This is a genomic window from Bacillus salipaludis (assembly GCF_004358205.1).
This window is the reverse complement of the sequence record NZ_SMYO01000011.1, coordinates 63554-88278: the sequence shown is the minus strand read 5'-3', so window position 1 is coordinate 88278 and position 24725 is coordinate 63554. Positions and strand designations below refer to the sequence as shown.

At 38.9% G+C, this 24725-nt stretch carries 26 protein-coding genes and 1 riboswitch; of the genes, 21 read left to right on the top strand and 5 right to left on the bottom strand.

Annotated elements, in window-relative coordinates:
- Positions 1-41: 41 nt before the first annotated feature.
- A complete protein-coding gene (locus tag E2K98_RS21520) occupies positions 42-1298 on the bottom strand; it encodes an erythromycin esterase family protein (protein ID WP_133338066.1) in 1257 nt (418 codons plus the stop codon).
- Between the two features lie 262 nt (positions 1299-1560).
- On the opposite strand from E2K98_RS21520, the gene E2K98_RS21515 reads away from it, so the two are divergent.
- The 5 genes from E2K98_RS21515 to E2K98_RS21500 all read left to right on the top strand — a co-directional run bounded on the left by E2K98_RS21515 (position 1561) and on the right by E2K98_RS21500 (position 6839).
- Positions 1561-2001, top strand: a complete 441-nt coding sequence (locus E2K98_RS21515) for a MarR family winged helix-turn-helix transcriptional regulator (protein ID WP_133337802.1) — start codon at positions 1561-1563, stop codon at positions 1999-2001.
- A 5-nt stretch (positions 2002-2006) separates the two neighbouring features.
- Positions 2007-2672 (top strand): HlyD family efflux transporter periplasmic adaptor subunit, encoded by a 666-nt coding sequence (locus tag E2K98_RS21510; protein WP_133337800.1) that lies wholly within the window; start codon positions 2007-2009, stop codon positions 2670-2672.
- An 8-nt stretch (positions 2673-2680) separates the two neighbouring features.
- Positions 2681-4480 (top strand): DHA2 family efflux MFS transporter permease subunit, encoded by a 1800-nt coding sequence (locus E2K98_RS21505; RefSeq protein ID WP_133337798.1) that lies wholly within the window; start codon positions 2681-2683, stop codon positions 4478-4480.
- Positions 4481-5642: 1162 nt separating this feature from the next.
- A complete protein-coding gene (locus E2K98_RS31115; protein ID WP_165976332.1) occupies positions 5643-5798 on the top strand; it encodes a hypothetical protein in 156 nt (51 codons plus the stop codon).
- A gap of 180 nt (positions 5799-5978) precedes the next feature.
- Positions 5979-6839, top strand: coding sequence for a YitT family protein (locus E2K98_RS21500; RefSeq protein ID WP_372512773.1), 861 nt, complete (start codon positions 5979-5981; stop codon positions 6837-6839).
- Between the two features lie 445 nt (positions 6840-7284).
- Here E2K98_RS21500 and E2K98_RS21495 read toward each other — a convergent pair whose 3' ends face one another.
- From E2K98_RS21495 to E2K98_RS21485, 3 genes are all read right to left on the bottom strand, one after another.
- The gene (locus E2K98_RS21495; protein ID WP_133337796.1) at positions 7285-7539 is read right to left on the bottom strand and encodes a sigma-G-dependent sporulation-specific acid-soluble spore protein CsgA; all 255 of its coding nucleotides are present in this window, start codon (positions 7537-7539) and stop codon (positions 7285-7287) included.
- A 105-nt stretch (positions 7540-7644) separates the two neighbouring features.
- On the bottom strand, positions 7645-7878 hold the full coding sequence (locus E2K98_RS21490) for a hypothetical protein (protein ID WP_133337794.1): 234 nt from the start codon (positions 7876-7878) through the stop codon (positions 7645-7647).
- A gap of 137 nt (positions 7879-8015) precedes the next feature.
- Positions 8016-8726: a class I SAM-dependent methyltransferase gene (locus E2K98_RS21485; protein ID WP_133337792.1), complete on the bottom strand. Its 711-nt coding sequence runs from the start codon at positions 8724-8726 to the stop codon at positions 8016-8018.
- Positions 8727-8879: 153 nt separating this feature from the next.
- Here E2K98_RS21485 and E2K98_RS21480 point away from each other — a divergent pair, with 153 nt between their 5' ends.
- The 3 genes from E2K98_RS21480 to E2K98_RS21470 all read left to right on the top strand — a co-directional run bounded on the left by E2K98_RS21480 (position 8880) and on the right by E2K98_RS21470 (position 10825).
- Complete coding sequence (locus E2K98_RS21480) at positions 8880-9722, top strand: metallophosphoesterase (protein ID WP_133337790.1); 843 nt, start codon at positions 8880-8882, stop codon at positions 9720-9722.
- Positions 9723-9846: 124 nt separating this feature from the next.
- A complete protein-coding gene (locus E2K98_RS21475; protein ID WP_133337788.1) occupies positions 9847-10428 on the top strand; it encodes a YkoP family protein in 582 nt (193 codons plus the stop codon).
- A gap of 94 nt (positions 10429-10522) precedes the next feature.
- The gene (locus E2K98_RS21470) at positions 10523-10825 is read left to right on the top strand and encodes a hypothetical protein (RefSeq protein ID WP_133337786.1); all 303 of its coding nucleotides are present in this window, start codon (positions 10523-10525) and stop codon (positions 10823-10825) included.
- 33 nt (positions 10826-10858) lie between these two features.
- On the opposite strand, the gene E2K98_RS21465 is transcribed toward E2K98_RS21470, so the two are convergent.
- Positions 10859-11737 (bottom strand): VanW family protein, encoded by an 879-nt coding sequence (locus tag E2K98_RS21465; RefSeq protein WP_133337784.1) that lies wholly within the window; start codon positions 11735-11737, stop codon positions 10859-10861.
- Between the two features lie 159 nt (positions 11738-11896).
- Between E2K98_RS21465 and E2K98_RS21460 the strand changes: the two genes are divergently transcribed.
- The 13 genes from E2K98_RS21460 to E2K98_RS21400 all read left to right on the top strand — a co-directional run bounded on the left by E2K98_RS21460 (position 11897) and on the right by E2K98_RS21400 (position 24680).
- Positions 11897-12436, top strand: coding sequence for a helix-turn-helix domain-containing protein (locus E2K98_RS21460; RefSeq protein ID WP_133337782.1), 540 nt, complete (start codon positions 11897-11899; stop codon positions 12434-12436).
- A 21-nt stretch (positions 12437-12457) separates the two neighbouring features.
- Entirely contained in the window at positions 12458-13435 is a 978-nt protein-coding gene (locus E2K98_RS21455) for an alpha/beta hydrolase (RefSeq protein ID WP_133337780.1), read from the top strand.
- A 147-nt stretch (positions 13436-13582) separates the two neighbouring features.
- Positions 13583-13777 carry a hypothetical protein gene (locus E2K98_RS21450; protein ID WP_133337778.1) on the top strand — a complete coding sequence of 65 codons (195 nt, stop codon included), beginning with the start codon at positions 13583-13585 and terminating at the stop codon, positions 13775-13777.
- Between the two features lie 93 nt (positions 13778-13870).
- Positions 13871-15079, top strand: coding sequence for an acyl-CoA dehydrogenase (locus tag E2K98_RS21445; protein WP_133337776.1), 1209 nt, complete (start codon positions 13871-13873; stop codon positions 15077-15079).
- 14 nt (positions 15080-15093) lie between these two features.
- Positions 15094-15867: an SDR family oxidoreductase gene (locus E2K98_RS21440; RefSeq protein WP_133337774.1), complete on the top strand. Its 774-nt coding sequence runs from the start codon at positions 15094-15096 to the stop codon at positions 15865-15867.
- 83 nt (positions 15868-15950) lie between these two features.
- Entirely contained in the window at positions 15951-16517 is a 567-nt protein-coding gene (locus E2K98_RS21435) for a TetR/AcrR family transcriptional regulator (protein WP_133337772.1), read from the top strand.
- Between the two features lie 97 nt (positions 16518-16614).
- The gene (locus E2K98_RS21430; protein ID WP_133337770.1) at positions 16615-17682 is read left to right on the top strand and encodes a phosphotransferase family protein; all 1068 of its coding nucleotides are present in this window, start codon (positions 16615-16617) and stop codon (positions 17680-17682) included.
- An 8-nt stretch (positions 17683-17690) separates the two neighbouring features.
- Positions 17691-18665, top strand: a complete 975-nt coding sequence (locus tag E2K98_RS21425; protein WP_133337768.1) for a quinone oxidoreductase family protein — start codon at positions 17691-17693, stop codon at positions 18663-18665.
- Positions 18666-19133: 468 nt separating this feature from the next.
- A complete protein-coding gene (locus E2K98_RS21420; protein ID WP_133337766.1) occupies positions 19134-19835 on the top strand; it encodes a response regulator transcription factor in 702 nt (233 codons plus the stop codon).
- A complete protein-coding gene (locus E2K98_RS21415) occupies positions 19825-21249 on the top strand; it encodes a sensor histidine kinase (protein ID WP_133338062.1) in 1425 nt (474 codons plus the stop codon). Before E2K98_RS21420 ends, E2K98_RS21415 begins: the two co-directional genes overlap by 11 nt.
- 161 nt (positions 21250-21410) lie before the next feature.
- The gene (locus E2K98_RS21410; protein WP_133337764.1) at positions 21411-22820 is read left to right on the top strand and encodes a S1C family serine protease; all 1410 of its coding nucleotides are present in this window, start codon (positions 21411-21413) and stop codon (positions 22818-22820) included.
- 55 nt (positions 22821-22875) lie between these two features.
- On the top strand, positions 22876-23289 hold the full coding sequence (locus tag E2K98_RS21405; RefSeq protein ID WP_133337762.1) for a hypothetical protein: 414 nt from the start codon (positions 22876-22878) through the stop codon (positions 23287-23289).
- 142 nt (positions 23290-23431) lie between these two features.
- A riboswitch (SAM riboswitch) is annotated at positions 23432-23540 on the top strand.
- A 126-nt stretch (positions 23541-23666) separates the two neighbouring features.
- Positions 23667-24680, top strand: a complete 1014-nt coding sequence (locus E2K98_RS21400; protein ID WP_133337760.1) for a BMP family protein — start codon at positions 23667-23669, stop codon at positions 24678-24680.
- Positions 24681-24725: the final 45 nt, after the last annotated feature.

Genomic DNA, 24725 nt, shown 5'->3' with positions numbered 1-24725 from the left:
ACAAAAAGGTCGCTCTTCCGTAGAAGGGGGACCTTTAAGGTTTAAAAAATGATTTTTTCCAAAACAAGGGGATTTAGAGCAGTGGTTTGGTCTATAAATAGGAACGCATCATAACGCTCACCCATTTGAGAAGGAACATAATTTCCAAAATGCTCATATTCCGGCTGATAGACAACACCGATTGCCCGATGACCAATGGTATTGTCGAATTCATAGCGATGTTCATCTGTAAACAAAAGAAACTGATTAAATTCTCCATTTAAATGCATAAGATACTCCCAACTTCCATATTGAGCAGGAGGCACCTCCGTAATTTGAAAATTCAAGCCCCACTCTCTAGAAGCAATGACAGTGCCGCTATAGGTACCGAAGCCCACGATGTAAACATCCTTTTTAGGATGCCTCTCTCGAAGCAATTGTCCAACATTGATCATCCCTTCTTCCTTCATGTCGGTTGCCCGAGCATCGCCAACATGTGTGTTATGCTCCCAGATAATGATCTTTGCATCGTCCCCATAATAGTTGATAATGGCTTCAATCGCTTCAGCCATGTGACGATCTCGAATATTCCAAGACTCTGAATCACTTCGCACCATAATGCGATAATATTCTTCCGCATGGGCCGTAACAAGTGCGTTCACTTCCATGTTCAGGCTTCCCTCGAAGTCATCCTGGTATTTCCATTTATTTTTTTGAATGGATGATAATAATTGGAGTGATTCATTGGTGCAATTTTCTGATAAATAACCAGCTGAAACAGCATAAGATTCATGATTACGATTATACGTTTCGAAACAGGAAAAAGCTTTTCTAGCTGTTTCAAGTTCTGGTGATTGTGTTTTTTCAAGGTAATGGATAATTTCATCCAAGCTTTCCCATAAACTGTAGACATCGATACCGTAAAAACCAATATTTTGATTACTTTGTTGATTATAATCTTTTAACCATTCGATAAGGCCGATCATTTCATGATTTGCCCACATCCAGGTTGGCCATCGTTCAAATGCCTCTAATACTTCCTTAACATTCTGTTTTGGTTGGCCGTATCCTTTTATATAGCGATTGATATTTTGACAAGCTGGCCAATCTCCTTCAACTGAGATTATCGAAAATCCTTTTTCCGTAATTAATTTTTTTGTTAATTCAGCACGAAGTGTATAAAATTCGGAAGTACCATGTGATGACTCCCCTAAGAGTACATATTTTGCTTCCCCAATTTGCTGGATAAGTGGATCTAAATCATTAATGGAAGAAAACTGTTTGGCATGTTTTTTAATGGATTCCTGCATTCTATCCATTCCTTTCATTTTAGACTCAATGAAGGTCTGTAAATAATGTTCCCTAGTCTATTTAAACCTAAAGAAAAAGACGCCTTCATTTTCATTGGGAAAAAGAGGGAGTTATTATGTTGAAATCAGTATTTACTGAACGTAAGAGTGAAATATTTTGTTGTTGACATACTAAAGGGTATCTATATATAATTCTATCTTGTAATAAATCAATTCGTATGCGAAATATTCGATTTAGAGACCTTAGACTATCGAGGCAAAGGAGGAAGAAATGTACGAATTAAACAATGTAATTGTTGAGTCATTTTCGGAAATAAACAAGGCCATTTATCGGCTTATTAAGACTGAGGCAGACCGAATGGGAATTACGGTTGTTCAACTGAAGGCCCTTTATAGAATTTCTTCAAACCCTAAGATTGGCTTGGGCGACCTAGCCGATAAATTAAGGTTAACGAACAGCACAGTCAGTGGGGTAATTGATCGATTAGTTCAAAGTGGTTTGGTCGAGCGGATTGTTCCGCCTGAAAATCGCAGAGCGGTTTTGATTCATTTAACCCAAGCTGGAAAAGAGCTGTTAGATCAGGTTTATTCTTCTGAATCTATCCTAAGAAAAAAATTAAATGATGTTATGGATTTACCAAAAGAAGAGATTGAACATTTATTAAGTTTACACAGGCTTATTCTATCGAAGCTTTCAATTGAGGAGGATTAATTTATATGAACACTAAACGGCTGATTTTAGTAAACATTTTGATATTACTTATTTTAGTCGGAGGGGGTTTTGCAGCCTATTCCTACTACAACAAAACAGTAAATTATTTATCTACTGACAATGCTCAAATTGCAGGGCAGCAGGTGACAGTTGCTGCACCAGCTAATGGGAAATTAACAGATTGGAACGGAAATGTAGGCGATCATTTTTCCAAGAATCAAAAAATCGGAACCATTCTAGCTGCTGGAACGGGGGCGGGGGCAGCTGCTGCACCAACTTCCATTAATATAACTCTTCCGACTAGTGGCACAATTGTACAAACAAATGCTGTGAAAAATTCCTTTGTAGCTGCTGGTACCCCGCTTGCTCAGGTATATGATCTTGATAAGTTATGGGTAACTGCTAATATTGAGGAAACTTCAATTGATGCAATAGCTGAAGGACAAGATGTTGATATTTATGTAGATGCTTTTCCTAATTCAACATTAAAAGGAACAGTGGAGAAAATTGGTCTTGCAACATCAGGTACTTTTTCTCTTCTGCCAAGTTCCAACAGTACAGGTAACTATACAAAAGTAACACAAGTAATTCCTGTTAAAATTTCAATTGATGATAACAAAGGACTTCAGATTGTCCCTGGTATGAACGTGACCGTGAGAATTCATAAGTAGGTGATTCGATGTCAATATATATCACGGTTTATGTCATTTTAAGCATATTGGTGCTATTACTGTTTAATTTTATGTTTATGAAAAAAGGCAGAAAACCCAAGAATCGTTCTGTAAAGAATTCAACTCCTGGTGTTCAGGATGAGAATCCCAAAAGGAACATGGAAGAAGAAGTAGAAGATTTATTGAAGGTATCTGCGATAACAGAGCCAGCATTGGAATATGTTGAAGCAAATGTAGAACCGATTGAGGAAGAGGAGTCACCAACATTATCAAGAGTGAAAGAGGCGAAAAGAGAAGTTGGAAAAGGAAAGATTCTTACAGCTTTGATGTTGGGGGCCTTCGTCGCAATTTTGAACCAGACCTTGCTCAATGTTGCCATTCCACATATCATGTCGGATTTAAATGTTTCAGCAACAACTGTTCAATGGTTATCAACTGGCTATATGCTTGTGAACGGAATTTGTATCCCAATCACTGCCTATTTAATTGAGAAGTTTGGTACAAGAAAATTATTTATTACCGCGATTATGCTTTTTACAATCGGGTCGTTTATATGTTCGTTTTCAACAAATTTTAGCTTTCTTATGATCGGCAGGATTGTGCAAGCATCCGGTGCAGGTATCATTATGCCTCTGTTGATGACTGTTTTCTTTGCTATTTTCCCACCAGAAAAACGGGGAATGGCGATGGGGATGATGGGAATTGTTATGCTGTTTGCCCCTGCCATTGGTCCAACTTTATCAGGGTGGCTGATTGAACATTATTCTTGGAGATTATTGTTTGATATTGTTATCCCAATTGGTATTATTGATTTAATCTTAAGCTTTATTTGGATGAGGGATGTAACGAAAATCACCAATCCAAAGTTTGATTTCCCAGGTGTATTATTCTCCACATTGGGATTTGGTTTCCTCCTTTATGGATTTAGTGAAGCCGGAAGTAAAGGGTGGTCGAGTGGAACGGTAGTGATCTCGCTTGTCATTGGGATCATAACTTTAATTGCCTTTATTATTCGCGAGCTTACAACCGATCATCCTATGTTAGAACTGCGCGTTTTTAAGTATGATATTTTTGCATTAACAACGATTATCAGTATGATTATTAATATGGCGATGTTTGGTGCAATGATCTTGCTCCCAATCTATCTGCAAAATATTCGTGGATTTACTGCGCTAGAATCGGGCCTTCTGTTACTGCCAGGAGCAATTGTGATGGGAATTATGTCACCCATATCTGGTGCATTATTTGATAAAATTGGGGCTAGATGGTTAGCCGTTGTCGGGTTAACGATAACAGTTATTACAACTTGGCAATTTTCTAGCCTAAGTATGACGACAAGTTATTCTCATATTTTATTCCTATATGTAATGAGGATGTTTGGAATGTCCTTTTTAATGATGACGGTTATGACAGAAGGGTTAAACCAATTACCTCGTCATCTTGGTGCCCATGGTACTGCTGCCTCTAATACAGCTCGACAAGTTGCCGGAAGTATTGGAACAGCGTTTCTTGTTACAGTTATGTCGACTAGACAAGAGGCCCATTTGGGAGACTATTCAAACCTGATTACAAGTGCTAACCCATTTATCGCAGGAAAAGTATCACAAATAGGTCAAGGTATTGCGGCGCTTGCACATGTACCTGCAGGGGCTGGTAACCAACTGAGTTTGTATATGATTTATGGGCAAACCATGAAACAGGCAACCATTGATGGAATCAATGATTCATTCGTTGTTGCAACGGTTATTGCAGCGGTTGCATTGGTTCTCGCTTTCTTTATTAAACGCGCACGTATAAAAGAACAATAATTTTAAGCTGAAAAAATGGGGCTGTCCAAAAGTCAGGTAACTGACCTTTGGTAGCCCCTATTATTTTTAATTTTTCGGCTGTTTAAATAGGTCTGTTGATTTCAGCTCCAGGCGCTTCGCTTTCCGCGGGCGTGCCGGGAAGCCTCCTCGTCGCTTTGCTCCTGCGGGGTCTCCCTAGCCCCGTACTCCCGCAGGACACTGAATTGCTTCCTCGAATCCGCCCACGCACGAAGAAAATGCGTTAGCATTTTTGAGGAGTCTTCGCGCCTTCCGCTCCAATCAATAGAGTGCATAATATGAACATTCGGCTTAACATGGGTATTAAAAAGTTCACAAAAAAATGTTCATTTTTAGTAAATTGAATTACGGAAAACACTGAACAAGGCTTAGAAGATTTATTTTTAGAGACTTCTCTGGCAGCCACTTTATTTTTAGAGCTTTTCCCAAATATTTCACATCTTTGTCACAGGTAAAGGGTGAATTCTTTTTTTTCAGTGCTATACTATAGGTGTAGAGGTTAATAAAACAAATTAACATCTTAGGAGACTCAACCATACGTGTTCGTTCCGTTTGTGAACGAGTAGTAAGGTAAATCTGTACAAATATTTGGATAGGAGGAGCGATGAAAAAAGTAAATTGGAAAAGGATGCGAATTTAATTATCTTAACCTTCTTCCAATCAAGTTGTTCATTGCCATGAGACCATACCAAATGGAAGGAAAATGAGTCTAATAAATCGGTAACACACCAAAAATTGTTTCTTTTTAGGAATTTGAATTCCATTTACATGAGAATTAATTCCTTCAACGGAACAAACACACATCGGCTAATGGTTCAAACCTTCTGGTAAATAGGAAGGGGAATGAATGAACAAATTGGCGGATGTCATGGTTGGGTCTCCTAAGATGTTATAAACCTAAAAGCTGCCGGATCAAACGGCAGTTTTTTATTTTTATATTTTGGTCTTATTCAAGAACAATGATCATTTTGAACAACCTTGATTGAAGCGAAGTGCCTGGAGTGGAAATCAACAACTAGTTAAACAGGCTTATTTTTTCAATGACAATCCAGATTAACCACACGTTAAAAATCTTTACCGCTCAAAATTGGAATAATCACGGATATTGTAGGAAAAAATTAGATTGGAAGGAGTGGATTTGTTTATGTATAACCGAATGGATAAGAAAAAAGATCCGACTGTTGCACCCGGAATGGATGACCAGGAAGAGTTGGAGCAAAGTGCAACGGAAGAAGAGGTTGAAAGAGGAGAGTATACAAGTGTCACGACCCTTTCATATGATGAAGTAGATCCAAGTTGATTTCCAACCGTTCTGCCTGATATACCAGGCAGTTTTTTTGTTCCAATTTGGAGCAAATGAATATTAATATCAGTCATAGTTCGATATACTTAAATTAGAACATCAAATGAAAGGGGCAGGTTAATGGCAGAAATTCAAAATATCTCTATTACCGAACAACAGGAAGCGCTTTTGGATAGAATGCAGCACCGGAGACTAACAAAAAGAAAGATATTTCAAAGAATCTTATTAATCACGCTAGGGGCGACATTAATGGGAGTTGGGCTCGAAATTTTTCTTGTTCCCAACAATGTAATTGACGGAGGTATTACTGGTATTTCCATTATGCTTTCCTATCTTACTGGATGGAAAATAGGTATCTTCCTCTTTATACTAAACATGCCGTTTTTCTACATCGGATATAAACAAATTGGAAAAACCTTCGCTTTATCCACTCTTTATGGAATTATCATTCTTTCCATTGCTACAACATTACTTCATCCAGTCCCTGCTTTTACGCAAGATATTTTGCTTGCATCTGTGTTTGGAGGGATTATTCTCGGAATTGGAGTCGGTATTGTCATTCGTTATGGTGGTTCTTTAGACGGAACTGAAATCCTTGCGATTCTTTTTAACAATAAGCTCCCTTTTTCGGTTGGGGAAATCATCATGTTTTTTAATCTGTTTATTTTAGGCAGTGCCGGTTTCGTCTTTTCATGGGATCGGGCCATGTATTCGTTAATTGCCTATTTTGTTGCTTACAAAACGATTGATATCACAGTGACCGGTCTGGATGAATCTAAATCGGTTTGGATTATAAGTGACAACGCCAAACAAATAGGGGATGCCATCATGAGCCGGCTTGGCCGTGGTGTGACCTATATGAAGGGTGAGGGGGCTTACTCCGGAGATGATAAAAAAGTAATCTTTTGTGTCATCAATCGTCTTGAAGAAGCAAAATTAAAGGAAATTGTCTCCGAAAATGATGATCATGCCTTTTTAGCCGTCGCGGACATCGCTGAAGTGCGTGGAGGAAGATTTAAGAAAAAAGACATCCATTAGAAGCTTGCGAAAAGCTTCTATTTTTTTGTGGGTTATGTTAATTTCCTAACTAAGTTGATTGAAGCGGAAGGCACGAAGATTCCTCGGAAATGCTATCGCATTTCCTTCGTGCGTGTGCGGATTCGAGGAAGTAATTCAATGTCCTGTGGGAGTATGGGGCAGGGGAGACCCAGCAGGAGCAAAGCACGAGGAGGCTCCCCGGCACCCTCGCGGAAAGCGAAGTGCATGGAGCGGAAATCAACTATTCTAACTTCGAAAATATTATTTTCAATGTCAGAAATGCAGAGTTTCTGCGGAGATTTTTGTCGTTTGCTGATGAATTTAAAGAGAAGAATGAAGGTATTTTGTCAAAAAATGCGCTTACCTAGGAAATATTATCAGAAAATACAGGAAATTTACTCAATAAAAAAATGGCAGAATCACACCGCCATCTTTTTATGTAAGATTAAAACAATAACTCATATACTTCATTTAATTCATGTGCCCTTTTTGCATCAAGTTCTTCTTTCGCATACATAATTTCTTTTGGCAGGATGTCATTTAAAAATTCAATTTCTTTTTGACTTAAATGGCGAACAAAGTCCCCCTCGGAGGTAAATTTCCCCTCTGACACCTTGCGAAATAGGCGGCGGCCCTCTGAATGATGCTCGTCATTGTAATTTGATAATATTTCACGGAGATATCCTAATGTTTTATCCATTTTTCTTTCACCAAACCTTTCCCGTTCTTATTTTTTGACGGAAAAATATTTATATACGTTTAAAAGAAAAAAAGAGCAAGCACGAAGGCATTGCTCTAAATGGAATTAAAAGAAAAATGGGAAGAATCCAACTCCAAACGGTACAAAGAATGGTCTTCCGAAAAATGGCCCAGGAAAAAATCCAAACCCATAGCCTTCATGCGGTTGTTTTGAATTTAATTCAGCCACTTCAAAACCGTCTTCTTTAACCTGAACAACTTTCCCGATCACCCAGTCTCCTTTTTCGTTTTTAAACCGAATCATTTGACCTTCAAGATGGCGTGCTCTTTCATAATTCATGCAAGAATCCTCCTTCCGCAAGGGACTTGCTATAAATTATGTAAAGAGAGTACAAGTTGAAAGGGCGGTTAACCATTCTTGTCCAATTAGATTACAAAAAAAGCTTCCCGATTGACGGAAAAGCTCTTTTTCAATCATTATTTTGTACAGGTAATAATCCGATAGCTAAGGATATCCTGATATTTTAAAACCATATTCGCATGCATGTTAAAAATTGCAAATAATTCTGGTTCGAAATTAGCTGAAAAATTGAATTCTGGTGCATGGTTTCCTTCTGCTAAGGACTGTTTTTGTTTTTTTACTTCTATATTTTTATATCCCGTTTTTTCTAATAGCTCTTTCCAATCTTCCTCCAACAATAAAGAATCCAGTGCATAAAATTGTTTTATTTCTTGCTCCTCTTGCATCGAAAGCTTTTGGTTAATCGTCATTTCATTTGCGATAAAGCGACCGCCTTTTTTTAATACCCGATAGAATTCTTTTAATGTTTTTGGTTTATTAACAAAAGCCAAAACCGACTCAGATAAGACGAAATCAAAAGAATTGGCCGCAGAAGGAATTTCTTCAACGGATCCTTGAATAAGTTGAACCGGCAATTTCATGGTTTCAAATCGATTTTTCGCTTTTTCAATCATAATCGGATTGATTTCGACCCCTGTAACGTTTGCTTGGTATTGCTGGGCTAAAAATGCTGCCGTTTGCCCTGTTCCACATCCAGCATCTAGTATATGTGATTGATTCGTGATTTTTTCATTTGCAAGTAATTCTTTTGTTAAAATGATACCACCGGGATGAGCACCGCCAACGCCAAACTTGGCTAAAAAATCAAAATAGGTTAAGGCTCCCATCAGACACACCACCCAAATCTCTTTTTTTGCATACTATGTAAAAGGACATGGATGGGTTCTTTTTCAAAGATTTAATTTTTTAAAAATGGACAATAATATTATTATGTAAACCAAATACAAATCCCATTAACTCCCACTATAAGGAATCCCCCAATGATTCTATACTTAGAAGTGGGAGGGGATTATTTGATTTATTTACTTGGTATTATTTTTTGCGTTTTCAGCATTTATTTTTTTTATAAAGCACATAAAAATACAAAGGATGTTGTTTTAAATAATATTACGGTTTCACATTCAAAATTAACGGATAAGCCACTTAATATCCTTCATCTATCCGATCTACATCTTGAAAATATATCTATTTCCCCAGAAGAATTGTTTCAAACCGTCTCAAATCAAAAAATTGATTTAATTGCGCTTACGGGTGATTTTTTAGATCGTAAAAGAAGTATACCAAAATTGGTTCCATATCTTTCAGCATTATCACGTTTGAATCCCAGATTTGGAATGTATGCTGTATATGGCAATCATGATTATTTTTTAAAAAAAGAAAATTTTGAGCTTCTTAAACAGACATTAGAAGAAAATGGATGTATAACACTTCAAAATCAGCATGTTTCTTTTAAAGTTGATGGGGAAGTGGTCAACATCATTGGGATTGATGACCATCATTCACATCGAAGTAATTTAGAAGAATCCTACCGGAACCTGCAGGATGGCTACAATTTGGTTTTAACGCACGACCCTAATGTGGTGCTGAAAATGAAAAACTATCCGTATGATTATCTTTTATCTGGTCATTTTCATGGCGGACAAATCCATTGGCCAAAACCTTATCATTTGCTAAAAATGGGAAAGCTGATTCGGATGAACATTGTGAAAGGTTTACATTACCATGAAGGGAAGCCATTTTATATTAGTGAAGGTTTAGGCCAAACGGGAGTGAATATCCGGATTGGCAGTCGTCCAGAAATAACTTTCCATCATATTTCGTAAAAGCTGGGGCATTGTCCCCAGCTTTTATCATTTTATCTCCAAAAACATATCCTGACATTACCATAACTAAAAAGGTAATTCTTAAACATCCTAAAAAGGAACACTGGCAGAAGGAGAGCTGGCCATGAGGATACGCCTAGCGATTTTATGGATGTGGAAATTAATTGATCCATTATTTTATTTATGTTCACGATTACATTATATCCAGGAAGAGAATAAGAAAAAATCAATTTTTAGAGTGAGGATTACCAAATATAAAGGGAAAAACATCATTTTATCTGACGGTACGTTAATTTGCCGTAACGATCTTTTGATTAAGATTCATTTACACAATGTCCGGCTCCTAAATGAATATATAAAAATGAAAAATGACCTAAATCGGGCAAGACAGATTTATAAGACCGTTTTGAGGTCGATGCCCTCACTTGCCCGTTATGTAAACACGCATCCAAGAGAAACGCAAATTAAGGGGATCATTGGAATCACGACGATTAATAAAGGTGTTGTACCCTTAGGGTTTGAAACTTTTAGACCAAATAACCGCCTTTACCGGCGTGCCAAAAAAGTCGGCCAATTTCCTATTTTTCTGCTTACAAAATCATCCTTCAGAAATTTTCAAAAAAATAAACTGAATTATTTATTGATGTCTAAAGATAAGCTTTATCAACGGTATGGACGCAGTCTCCCAGCAAATAACAATCAATGAGTACATTCCCAAACATAAGCTCAGATTAAAGTGCACAAATTAAGCTACTGAAAGGGTAAAACCTTTTTATTATAATTCGAAGGAGTGCTTTGATATGAGGAACGTTAACATGGAACCGTTTTTCAATATGTTTAAACGAAAACGAAAAAGTCGAGGGGCTATGTGGGCTTCCCTATTTGGTCTTGGTTTAAGTGCTGCTGTTTATGGAGTTACCCGAGGAAAACGAAAAATTTCAGCACTTCCTTTACAAAATATGCAAAATAATATGCAAAATAATATGCAAAATATGGTGAAAACCTTCACTCCGAAAACCAATATAGGTATGATGGATAACGCAGCATTAACAGAGTTTTCTGAGGAGTTATTAGAAAGCGCTTTAAGAAATAAAAGACAATAGTCGAAAAAAGTCCGCTCACAGGAGCGGACTTTTTCAATAAGGTGGATTTGGTACTTCTTTTGGCTGATAATTTATGACTTCAGAGGAATAAAGCTTAATGATTAATAAATTCCCTAATGTTTTAGCACGAATTAAAACCGGCTGATTGTATTTATTTTTAAATTCGAAATCAGGTCCAAACCAGCTGACGGTTGCATCGCGGCCTTTTGGGATGTAAGGAACCTCTCTGGTGTGTGAAAACCGCTGGACAATCTGCAGTCCTGCATTATCAACGGCATTAAAAAGGGTGGACGATACCTGACAAATTCCACCACCAATATCTTCAGCGTATTCCCCCCTTACAATAACGGGAGCCCGTAAATAACCTTTTTCCGCTGTTCTCTTTCCAACGACTTGGTTAAAGGAAAACTTCTCACCCGGAAAAATAACATAATTATTAATAGCCTTTGCCGCTAATTTAATATTATTGGTTCTCGTTTTATTCCCTGAATTAAAGGAGGTTACATATCGGCCAATTCTTTTACTTTTTATATCGGCTAACAATTCACTATCTACTCTTGGATATACAGGTAGCATGGGAATTTCGAGATTAACCGAGTTATTTCCAAAATAGAAAGCATAAAATTGTTCAGTAAAGGCTTTGCGGTAAACTTGGTATCCAACCTGCTCCGCTACAATATTCCCATTCTGATCAAGCATGGCGTCCTTTGATGGAACAGTGAGCTGTTGGTCCAACTGATCTAGAAAGGAATTGTATTTTTTTTCAGCAATAATTGGTAACCCGGGATATTGAAAGGAGAATTCTGCCCGTTTAACGACAGAAATGGTCCGGCCATCCTTTGTAATTGATAAAGTATCCTGCGGGAGCATTTGCCCAGTATAAACCATTAATCCTAATAACCAAGATAACATGATCAACCCTCCTCACTTTAGGATGGTTCGAAAAAATGATTTCATGTAATCAATTTGGAAAAAAATTAACTATTTTTCCATCTTTGCCTTTACAATTATCAAAAAGTATAATATTATCATTATTGAGAATGATAATAAAAAATAGGAGCATGTTTTAGAATGAAGGAATCAACCGTTGATGTGATATTGCATCCAGTTCGTATGAGAATTATACAGTGCTTAATAAACCAACAACTCACTGCCCAGCAATTGAAGGAATTGCTTCCAGATATCCCGCAGGCATCTTTATATCGGAACATAAAAAAATTAGCTGAAGCCGAAATTATTCATGTGATTGAGGAGATTCCGAATCGAGGAACCATCGAAAAAGTTTATTCCATTCAAAATCCGAATAAATCTTTAATCGGCCCTGAAGAAATCAATACATTACCCAAGGATGAGCAAATGGGGTTGTTTATTAAATTTATGGCTAATTTAATGGCGGAGTTTGAACAGTATTTACAGCAGGAAAAAAAAGATTTTGCTGCAGATGGAGTAACCTTCCGCCAGGCTTCCATTTATTTAAGTGATGAAGAATTTTCCGAGTTTGCTCAGGACTTAGTTAAGGCTTTTTCAAAAGTAATCAATAATAAACCTTCAAAAGAAAGAAGACGGAGAACCGTTGGCACCATTATTATTCCGGATAAAAAGAATAAATAAAATAATAGGGGGAATTCCAAAATGGAATTTAGGGAGAAGGACGTAACGATTCAAAGTAAGGTTGCGCTTAAAGGGACACTAAGTTTACCAAATGTGCGTGTAGAAAAGGGGCCGGCAATACTGATCTTAGGCGGTACAGGGAAATTGGACCGCAATGGAAAAGTAAATGAAAAGCTGGATTTAAAACTTTATCGCCAGTTAGCTGAATTCTTAACTTCTTTAGGATTCATTAGCTTGCGCTACGATAAGCGGGGAGTTGCAGAAAGCGAAGGGGATTATTATAAAACAGGACTTTGGGATTTAGTGGATGATGCCAGAGCCGGAGTTCAATTTTTGAAAAATCTACCTGAGGTCAACCCTGATCAAGTAATGGTGTTAGGTCACAGCGAAGGAAGTATGATCGGGACGTTAGTAGCTGCAAGAGAAGAATTAGCAGGGGCCATTTTGCTTTCCGGGGCAGTTGCAAACCTGAGCGAGGCATTAAAATATCAACGGGATATTGCGAGCCAAGACGTGATGAAGTTAAAAGGCTTTCAAGGATTTTTACTGAGAATGCTTGGAGTTCAAAATAAAATTGAAAAACAAGCTAAAAAGTTTACAGATAAAGTTCTTAGTTCGAATAAAGAGGTAATGAAAGTCGGCTTTTCGAAAATAAACGCAAAGTGGATGCGGGAACATTTTCAACACAATATAAGAGAGGACTTAGCGAAAGTAACAAGTCCGATTCTTGCGATTACAGGGGCAAGAGATATCCAAGCAAACCCAAAGGATTTAGAGGATCTTTCCAAATACGTACAGGGTGAATCAGAATACTACATTGTCGAAAATATGGGGCATTCCTGTAAGTTTCAAGAGAAAACATCGAATATTCTTTCAGTAAAGAAGGATATCATCTCGGATGGCAATTTGCCCATTCATCCTGAACTATTAGTAGTACTGGAGAAATGGCTGGAAAAACAATGTACGTTCAATTACTCTGATGAGCCGATTATTATATAATGGTAAAAACAGTGGGGGATAAATAGTCTCTCACTTTTTTTAAAAAATCAATGAAAAATATGTAGAAAAATAGTATAGTAGCAGTAGTTATAACAGAAGGATAGCTTATGCTAGCAGAAAGCTATCCTATATATAGGAGTGGAAAACATGACGGAAAATGGACGTGTCCAATTAAATGTAAGAGTATCGAAGGAAATTGCTGTAAAGCTGGATGAAATTGTCGAATATTATCAGGAAAACTTGAAAGTAGGCCGGGTATATAAGGGTGATGTTTTAACAGATATTATCGAAAAGTACTATGAAGTGATGAAAAAACAGAAACAAATGAATAAAAGATTTTAGAATATTTACAAAATTGTTTGAATATTAAAATCCAGAGAGTATAATTATACCTATAACATACCAACTGGTTAGTATGTAGAAAGAGGTGGAAAAGTGGACTTTTCATATTCTCAAAGAGTGAGAGATTTACAACAGAAATTAAATGATTTCATGGAAGCATTTATTTACCCAAACGAGCATGTATATGAACAACAATTAAATCAACAGGAGAGCCGCTGGAGTGCAGTGCCGCCCATCATGGAGGAATTGAAGGAAAAAGCAAAAACGGTTGGTCTTTGGAATCTATTTTTACCGGAGAGTGAATACGGGGCAGGCCTGACAAATCAAGAATATGCACCACTATGTGAAATAATGGGGCGTTCCTTGATAGGTCCTGAGGTGTTTAATTGCAATGCACCTGATTCGGGAAATATGGAAGTTCTTGTCCGGTATGGCTCCGAACAACAAAAAGAACAGTGGTTAAAGCCGTTATTAACAGGCGAAATCCGCTCCTGTTTTTCGATGACGGAACCGGATGTAGCTTCATCGGATGCGACCAATATTGAGGCTAGAATCGAACGGGATGGCGATGAATATGTTATCAATGGACGGAAATGGTGGTCTTCAGGTGCTGGAGATCCGCGTTGTAAAATTGCGATTGTCATGGGGAAAACGGATCCGAATGCCAATCGTCATGAGCAGCAATCTATGATTCTTGTACCACTCGATACTCCTGGGGTGACAATTGAACGGATGCTGCCGGTATTCGGCTATGATCATGCCCCGCACGGACACGGTGAAATCACTTACGAAAATGTCCGTGTTCCGGCAGGCAACATTATTTTGGGAGAAGGAAAGGGATTTGCGATTGCTCAGGGGCGTCTCGGCCCAGGGCGCATCCATCACTGTATGCGGTTGATTGGGGCGGCGGAGCGAGCGCTTAAAGAATTATGTAAGCGCGTCCAAAGTAGGGTGGCCTTTGGGAGACCATTATCAAGCCAAGGGGTGATTTGTGAATGGATTGCCGATTCGCGTATGGAGATTGAACAAGCGAGACTGCTAACGCTAAAGGCTGCCTATATGATGGACACAGTCGGGAATAAAGTGGCGAAAACAGAAATTGCAATGATCAAAGTGGTTGCGCCTTCCATGGCCCTTCGGGTAATTGATCGTGCTATTCAAGCATTTGGAGCCGCAGGTGTTTCGGGTGACTTCCCGCTTGCCGCTTTATGGGCAAATTCCCGGACCTTACGTCTTGCAGATGGACCAGATGAAGTCCACAGAGCACAGGTTGCCAAGCTTGAATTAAAAAAATATCAATAAAGGAGAATCGTAAAATGGAAGTATTAAAACTTTTTGATTTAACGGGTAAAACAGCGATTGTTACAGGAGGAGGCCGCGGCCTTGGTGCCCAAATTGCCCAAGGTTTTGCAGAAGCGGGGGCAAATGTTGTTCTATGCTCACGAATGGTGGAGGCGTGCCAAGAAGTGGCTGGGCAGTTGGAAAAACTAGGGGTAAAAACGCTTGCACTTAAATGTGATATTGCCAATCCGGAGGATGTGGCCCATGTTATTGCAGAAACCAAAAAGGCTTTTGGTTCGATTGATATCCTTGTTAATAACAGTGGGGCAACATGGGGCGCACCTGCAGCAGAAATGCCGCTTGAAGCTTGGAAAAAGGTCATTGATGTCAATGTAACCGGAACCTTTTTGATGAGTCAGGCAGTGGGAAAAGAGATGATTGAACAGCGGTCAGGAAAAATTATCAATATTGCTTCCGTTGCCGGATTTGGCGGAACCGACCCAAGATTAATGGATGCGATTGGCTATAACACGAGCAAGGGGGCCGTTATAACATTTACAAAGGATCTCGCCGTGAAGTGGGGGAAATACAATATTCATGTGAATGCAATTGCCCCTGGGTTCTTCCCAACGAAAATGTCAAAGGGATTAATTGAACATGGAAAAGAAGCGATCTTGGCGGGAACCCCTTTACACCGATTTGGTACAGATGACGATTTAAAAGGCGCCGCACTGTTTCTTGCCTCAAATGCCTCAAACTATGTTACGGGTAATATATTAGTAGTTGATGGCGGAACAGCAGCAATGTAAAAAACGAAAATGCGTATAAGGGAGCGATCCAGAGATATGGTATAATTTTCTTTAGATTTATTACAGATTGCGGGGACATAGGTGTGAAAGAAAAAATTACAGAACAAAGCATCCGTTTATTTGAAAAAAAGGGCTTCAGCGAAACGTCCATACAGGATTTAGTTGAGTCAATTGGTGTCACAAAAGGAACGTTTTATTATTATTTTTCCAGTAAAGAAGAATTACTTTTAGATATCCATCTTGGCTATATCAATGAATTGCTGCAGCACCAGGAACGGATTTTAAACGAAAACAGCAAAAGCTGTAAGGAAAAATTATTTGAGATTGTCCGTATGCTGATTACGAATATTAAAACCCAGGGACAGGCAGCAAAAATCTTTTTCAGAGAAATGAAGAATCTAAGTGAAGAACGCCTTGCCATTGTTGTCCCAAAAAGAGATCAATTCCGTTTAAATATTGAAGGCTTGATCATTGAAGGGATGAAGCTCGGCGAATTCCGTCCCGATTTAAATGCTTCTATCATTACGTTTGGGATTCTTGGGATTACGAATTGGAGCTATCAGTGGTTTAATCCAAGCGGTAAATCCTCTGACAGCGAGGTTGCTGAAATTTTTGTGGAAATGATTCTAAAAGGAATTCAAGTAAAATAAATCGATGTAGAGGGTATTTTACACCTTTCTACGATCGTTTTCATACTGACTAGTTAGTATGAAATATGAATTTGGTGAACGAAAGTGGAGGGATACGATGCCACATCAAATAAGTCATGATACTATTCCGGTTCGAAAAGGTGAGTGCTTAAATCTTCCTATTCTTGAACAGTTTTTACGGGCTAATATTGAAAATTTGCCGAATCATCCACTTGAAGTTTTGCAATTTTCGGCCGGTCACTCGAATTTAACCTATCAATTAAGGATCGGGGATTGGGAAGCGGTGCTTAGACGTCCTCCTTTAGGTCCGGTTGCCCCCAAAGCCCATGATATGAAAAGAGAGTGTAAAATCCTTTCTGAACTTCATCCGATTTTTCCTGTGGCACCGAAACCGATATTATTTTCCAATAGGCTAGAGATTGTGGGCAGTCCGTTTTTTATTATGGAAAGGAAAAAAGGGATCGTTCTTGATAGTTCTTTTCCAGAGGGTGTTGGGGTAACGAAGGAGCTTTGCCGTCAGATTTCTGAAGTGATGGTTGAAAAGCTTGTTAAACTGCACTCGATTGATTATCAACAGACAGGTCTTGCCGAAATAAGCAAACCAGCGGGGTTTATGGAAAGACAGGTCCATGGCTGGATAGGAAGATATGAACGTTCTAAGACAGATGAGGTAGCTGAAGTGAATAGATTAATGAAATGGCTGGTGGATCATACTCCTAAAAAACACGAGGCAGCCATCATTCATTACGATTATAAATTGAATAACGCGATGTTTAATGAAAAGTTAACTGAAATGGTAGGTTTATTTGATTGGGAGATGACAACAGTCGGCGACCCGCTCGTTGATTTAGGGGCGGCGATGAGTTATTGGATTCAAGCGGATGATCCAGATTTATTGAAAAACGCATTTGGAAAGCCGCCGGTAACAGTTTTGGATGGATTTTTAGCAAGAAATGAATTTATTGATTTATATGCGAAAAAGAGTGGGCGGGATGTATCTACTATTCATTTCTATTTAACTTTTGCTTACTTTAAGCTTGCGGTGATTTGCCAGCAAATCTATTACCGCTATCAAATGGGGCAGACAACTGATTCACGTTTCGCTCATTTTAATCAATTTGTGAAAAGCCTTATTCAGCATGCCGCAGGAATTCGAGGAAAGTAGGAGATAAGATGAAAGTAATACAATTTAGTGAATATGGCGGTCCAGAAGTTCTTCAATTGGTGGAAAAAGAAAAGCCTGTACCAACTGGCCGTAATGTGTTAATTGAAATTAAAGCTATTGGCGTTAATTATGCGGACACCGCACGAAGGGAAGGTCAGTATGTGGTACCAACTCCGCTGCCATTTGTTCCGGGGGCAGAAATTGCCGGTGTAGTTAGCAAGGTGGGTGATCAAGTTAAAAATGTGTCGCCTGGCGATCGGGTTGTGACCTTGATTGAATCGGGCGGATATGCGGAATTTGCAGTTGTGGATGAACAATCCTTGATTCCCCTTCCTGAACAATTAGATTTCCGGACTGCAGCTGCTTTGCCACTCCAAGGCCTGAGTGCTTATCATATCTTAAAAACAATGGGGCGGTTGGAGAAGGGCGAAAGTGTTCTAATTCATGCGGCTGCGGGCGGTGTTGGGACGATTGCCGTTCAGCTGGCGAAATTGTTTGGTGCTGGGAAGGTGATTGCGACGGCAAGCAGTGCTGAAAAGTTGTCGCTTGCAGCGGAGATGGGGGCAGATGTTTTAGTCAATTATACCGAGGAAGATTGGGGGCTGCAGGTTCTAGAAGCGACCGGTGGCAGGGGTGTTGATGTTGCGCTTGAAATGGCGGGCGGAGAGGTGTTTAATAAAACGCTGAAATGTCTTGCTACTTTTGGCAGATTAGTGATTTATGGGGTGGCGAGCGGTGAGCAGAACCGTTTTTATCCGTCTAGCTTGATGGCACGAAATCAATCGGTCATTGGGTTTTTCTTGCCGCAAATAATGAGAAAACCGGAGTTACTGCAGCCGAGTTTGATGGAGTTACTTACTTATCTTGGGGACGGCAAGCTTAAGCTTACAATTGGGGGCGTTTACCCATTGCGGGAAGCTGCTTCTGTTCATCGTTTGCTCCAGTCTCGAAAGACTAGCGGTAAGTTGATTTTGGAGCCGTGAATTTATGGGGGAGTAAGTTAGTTGGTTGGTGCCCGTGCAGGTGGAAAATCGATTGTAGCGGGTACTGACAGGGTCTAATAGTACCCGTACAGATGAAAAAACGAGTTGCGCGGGCACTGACAAGGGTTCATGGTGCCTGTGCAGTTGTAAAAAAGAGTTGGCCGGGCACTATAAAAATGGGAATTTTAGAATTTGTAATTTTTTTACATTAACAGGCGGCAAAAATAGCAGCATCAAGCCATCAAACTATCACCAATAGCCCCGATAAACGACAAAATCACAACTCCCAATAGTAAAATTCTCTGAAAAACCAAATACCTCACACAAAACTTCCTCACCAATCCCAATTATTAATAAACTATGAACAAAGTTTTAAAGAGTATGTAAGAAATCCTCCATTTGGTTGATAAGCTCTAAAATTGGTATACACTTGAAATAGGTAGTTTTTTATGTAGGAGATGAATCATATTGAAAATACTCGTGATTGAAGATAATAAAAGTGTATGCACAATGATTGAAATGTTTTTTGCAAAAGAAGGAATACAAGGAGAATTTATCAATAACGGCCTAGAAGGCTATAACCGTTTTAAAAGCGAAACCTGGGACGCACTCATTGTCGATTGGATGCTACCGGGAATGGACGGAGTCACCATTTGCCGGAAAATTAGAGAAGATAAACATTCGGTGCCCATTATTATGCTAACCGCAAAAGACAGCGAGTCAGACCAGGTACTTGGCCTGGAAATGGGTGCCGACGATTACGTAACAAAGCCGTTTAGTCCTCTCACATTAATGGCAAGAATCAAAGCGGTAACACGGAGATTTCAAAACCAAGTAACAGATCCCCAAGAGGAATTTCTTGAGACCGAGCATTTTAAAATCAGCAAAAATACCCGAGAGGTAATTGTCGACGGGGAGAACATCACCAATTTAACGCCAAAAGAATTTGATTTGTTATATTATATGATCGAGCATCCAAAGCAAGTTTTCTCAAGAGAACAGCTGTTGGAAAGAGTCTGGGGCTACCAGTTTTACGGTGATGAACGGACCGTTGATGTTCATATTAAAAGGCTGCGGAAAAAAGTTGAAATGACAGGAAAACCTTTCTTCCACACTGTATGGGGAGTTGGATATAAATTCGATGAGTCGATTAAAACGGATGAAATTTAGGTATGCCTATCAACAATTTTTTAGCCATATTAGCATAATAATTGTTGCTTTTTTAGTTTTAAGTCTATTGTTTGCCCATTATATTGAAAGTTTGGTCTATGAAAATAAGGCGGATGAGCTGGTTTCATATGGCAAGGCCATTATATCCGATATTGACCACAATCCAGAGGATACTGGCCGAATTATCAATCAATACAGCACTGTCTTATCCAAAAGGAAAATGACCTTTAGTATGTTCGATCAAGGTTTTAATCTCTACTCGGTGGGTAAACGCGGGCCGACCATTACCAATTTAGAACCCGAACAATTAAGGGAGATCGCCAAAGGCCATACCCTTGTGGTCAATGCCGATTATAAAACCTTTGGTTCAGAAGGCGTAACCTTTGTCGTGAAACCGTATATAAATAATGGGCGATTTTACGGTGGTATTCTTATAGCTTCACCAATTAGCGGAACAAGTGCGATGATTGAAAAAGTTAATCAATTTTTACTCTATACCATTCTCATTGCACTGGGAGTTTCATTTTTACTTAGCTGGCTATTATCTAGATTACATGTAAATCGAATTAAACGGCTCCAAGAAGCAACATCGCAAGTATCAGCGGGGAATTACCACGTCAATGTGCCTGCTTCCAACTTTGATGAAATCGGTGAATTAGCCAGCGACTTTAACCGTATGGTCAATAAAATCAACCGTTCTATGGAAGAAATTGAAAGCTTGGAAAATCGGAGAAGGCAGTTTATGTCCGATGTTTCGCATGAATTACGAACCCCCTTAACGACCATCAGCGGGGTGATTGAAGGACTGAAAAACAATATGATTCCTGAGGGAGATAAGGAAAAAGGAATCAATCTTGTCAGTCAGGAAGCGAAACGATTGATCCGCCTCGTCAATGAAAACCTGGATTATGATAAAATCCGCTCGAATCAAATCCAGTTGTTCCGTGAAGATATACAGCTGCAGGAAGTGCTTGAAATTATTCAAGAGCAATTATATCTGCAAGCAGAAGAGAAAAGTAATCAAATTATTGTGGAAGCAGACCCTGATGTACATGTGAATGCGGATTATGACCGCCTCATTCAAATTTTGATTAACATCACTAAAAATAGTATCCAATTCACAACAAATGGAACGATTTGGCTGAGAGGCAGGTCGGAACAAAACGATACGATTATTGAAATTGAAGATACTGGAGTGGGTATTGACCCGAAAGAAGTTGAGAATATTTGGCATCGCTTTTATAAAGCGGATATCTCAAGAACCAGTAACCCATACGGAGAATTTGGCTTAGGGCTTTCGATTGTAAAACAATTGATTGTTCTTCATAACGGGGAAATTGATGTTTTTAGTGAAAAAGACAAAGGAACAAAATTCATCATTCGTTTTAAAAATGAAAAGAATGCTGCGGTGTAAAAGCTGCAGCTTTTTCATATGGAGAAAATAGTCGAGTTTTCATATTTTTTCTTGTATTATTACAAAACCATTTAAAGTTTGTTAATAATTTCGTCATATTTGTTGGATAAAGTAAGAATAAATACATGATTCAATAATAAGCAAAAGGAGATCGAAAGCTTATGAATTATAAAGATGATTTAAACCCAGAAAACGAACAAAACGAAACCCAATCCATTGACCTTACCATGCCGGCAAGCTCGCAAAACGAATCGGACGCAGAAAAACCAAATGTTGACCAAGAAACCAACACACATGATTTTGGCCGATCTGCCTATGAGGCTCATCATACACAAGAAACAAATTACAGAGAATATACTACAGCCTCTCATGGTGGAGAAGCAACCCGTTCCAAAGAAGAACCGAAACCCAACAATAAAAGAAATTTAAAAGGTTTCGCCTCAACCTTAGCTGCAGGTGTAATCGGGTCGGTATTGACCTTAACGATTCTACCGCATACAGACTATATGAAAAATTATTTTGAGAAAGCAGATAACCAATCTGCTGCAACGGAAGTAAAAGCAGTGACGGCACAGCCAACGGTGGCAAAAAGTTCGGGTGCATCCATTGCCGATACAGTTGAAAAGGTCTCAAAAGCTATAGTCGGAATTGAAAACTATCAAAAACAGCAAAATAGTGATTTCTTTGGTAATTCCAGCCCCTCCTCTCAAAGTGTTGAAACAGGCTCTGGATCTGGGGTGATTTTTCAAAAAAATAATAATGATGCCTATATCGTAACCAATAACCACGTAGTCGAAGGGGCTTCAAAACTTGAAATCTCTTTATATAATGGTGAAAAAACAAAGGCAGAGGTCGTTGGTACCGATGCTTTAACGGACTTGGCTGTCTTAAAAATTGATGCAAAATATGTGAATGCAACCGCAAGCTTTGGGGATTCATCCACACTTCGACCTGGTGATCAAGTGTATGCAATCGGTAATCCGCTGGGACTTGACCTTTCTAGAACAGTAACACAGGGAATTATCAGTGCAACCAACCGCAGCATTGCAGTTGATACCTCGGCAGGAAGCTGGGACACAAATGTCATTCAAACCGATGCTGCCATTAATCCGGGGAATAGCGGTGGTGCGTTAATCAATTCACAAGGACAGGTAATTGGCATTAACAGCCTAAAGATTTCAGAGAACGGCGTCGAAGGTTTGGGCTTTGCGATCCCGAGTAATGACGCGATTCCAATTGTCAATCAATTGATAAAAAATGGAAAAATTGAACGTCCATATATCGGCATTGGTCTCGAAGATTTAGATCAAATTCCTCAAATTTATTGGCAAAACCTGCCTAGCAGTGTCCAAAAGGGCGTGATGATTACGCAAGTGGATCCCCATTCAGCTGCTTCAAGTTCTGGGCTCGAAGTGAAGGATGTTATTGTTTCCATGAATGGCACGAAAATTGGGTCCTCTTCCGAATTACGTAAATATTTATATACGAAAGTGAATGTAGGAGATACCGTAAAGTTTGGGGTATACCGCAATGGCAAGCTCAAAACGATCGATGTAAAGCTATCTAAATAAGCTTTCATGTTTTGATGCAAAATAAGACCTAAAGAATCACGTCAGAGGTGATGAGATGAATCGGGTCGGAAAATATGCGAGCGGAAAGAATGTAGAGGATACCGAGCTGTTAAAAATGGTTCTGGATCTTCCAGAGAAGGATAAAATGCTGATGTGGTCTGAAGGGTATATCGACATTGTCATCGGAAAATTACCGGAATATGGGCAAGATATTTTGGTGAATCGCAAGAAGAAATGGGAAGACACGAAGGCTTATTATCAGGATCAGCTGAATGACATTCTTTCAAAGGAAGAGGTAAAATTGAAAATGAAGAGCGAACGCAAAGAGTTCGCTCTTTTTGTCATGCAGCATTATAAGGAATTTCAATCCTTATTGTTTTTATGCTATGACGGGAATTTAAAAGATGTTGATTTAAGGAAATTTGTTTTTCGCAGGCGATATGGTTCAAGAAAATCATATATAAGATAGTTTATAAGTAATAATTTAAAAGGTTTAAAATTTTTGAAAAAGTATATTTACTTTTTCGGTTTAAAGTTGTAAACTTTAAAATAATTCAGGCATAAACACTATAGATATAGTAAAAATAAGTTTTTTTAAAAAAATAAATAATTCCTTATCGCGAGTGGTGGAGGGACAGGCCCTATGAAACCCGGCAACCGCTGTTTGATTCAAACAGAAGGTGCTAAATCCTGCAGAGTATATACTCTGAAAGATAAGGGAGAGTCGAGGTGAAAAAGTGCTCTTCCTTTATGGGAAGGGCACTTTTTTTGCTCTCCATCATCATGGTTAACTTTTTCCTAAAAAAGGATGGAATTATATTATAAAAATAAATAAGGGGGATCATCATGAAGAAACTAGCATTAATAGTTACGATTTTTGCCTTTTTGTTAGCAGGCTGCTCAGGGGCAAATTCTTCTTCTTCAAAAAGCAAGGAGAAAGGTTCAGAAAAGAAGCGTGTTGCGTTAATTTTACCGGAAAAAATTGGGGTTAACCCTTTCTTCCAACAAATGGATGAAGGCGCTAAAAAGGCTGGAAAAGAATTTAACGTTGATGTAAAAACTATTGAGTCAACTGACCAAGCAGCAATTGAACAAAATCTTCGTACAGCTGTAGCGGAGAATTACGATTTGATCATTACTTCTTCCTTTGAGTCAGAAGATGCTTTAAAGAAAGTGGCAACTGAAAATCCAAATAAACAATTTGCCATCATTGATACAACCGTTGATTTACCAAACGTCCGCAGTGTAACTTTCCGTGAACAAGAAGCAGCTTATCTTTTAGGAGCAGCTGCAGGTCTTGCGACTAAAACGAATAAAGTCGGGATGGTTGTAGCCATCGATGCACCGTTAATGAAGAAATGGACAGGCGGCTTCCAAGAAGGATTGAAAGCAACGAATCCAAAAGCACAATTTCTTGTAAACTATGTTGGCAGCTTTACAGACCCAGCAAAGGCAAAAGAACTTGCCCTGCTTCAAGCCTCTAAGGGTGCAGATTTTGTTGCAGGTGCTTCAGCCGTTGGTGATTTAGGAGTATTTGAAGCAGCAAAAGAAAAAGGATTCTTTACTTCCGGACAAGATGTTGACCGAACCGAAGTGGATCCAAAGCATGTTGTTCTTTCTCAATTAAAGGGAACGGATGCGGCTGCCTACGAAACCATTAAAGATTTCGCAAAAGGCTCATACAAAGCAGGAGTGGTTTCCTATGGCTTGAAGGAAGATGGAGTCGGACTAACGTATGTAACAAAAGAAAGCAAGAGTCCGCTTAATCCATTTGTTGGACAAGCGAATATCGATAAGGTAAAAGCCATTAAAGATGACATCATTTCCGGTAAAGTAACGGTAACAGACCCGTTAAAATAATCGCTTAATCATAGTAGGGAAGCTATCTAAAGATTTTTAGAAGAT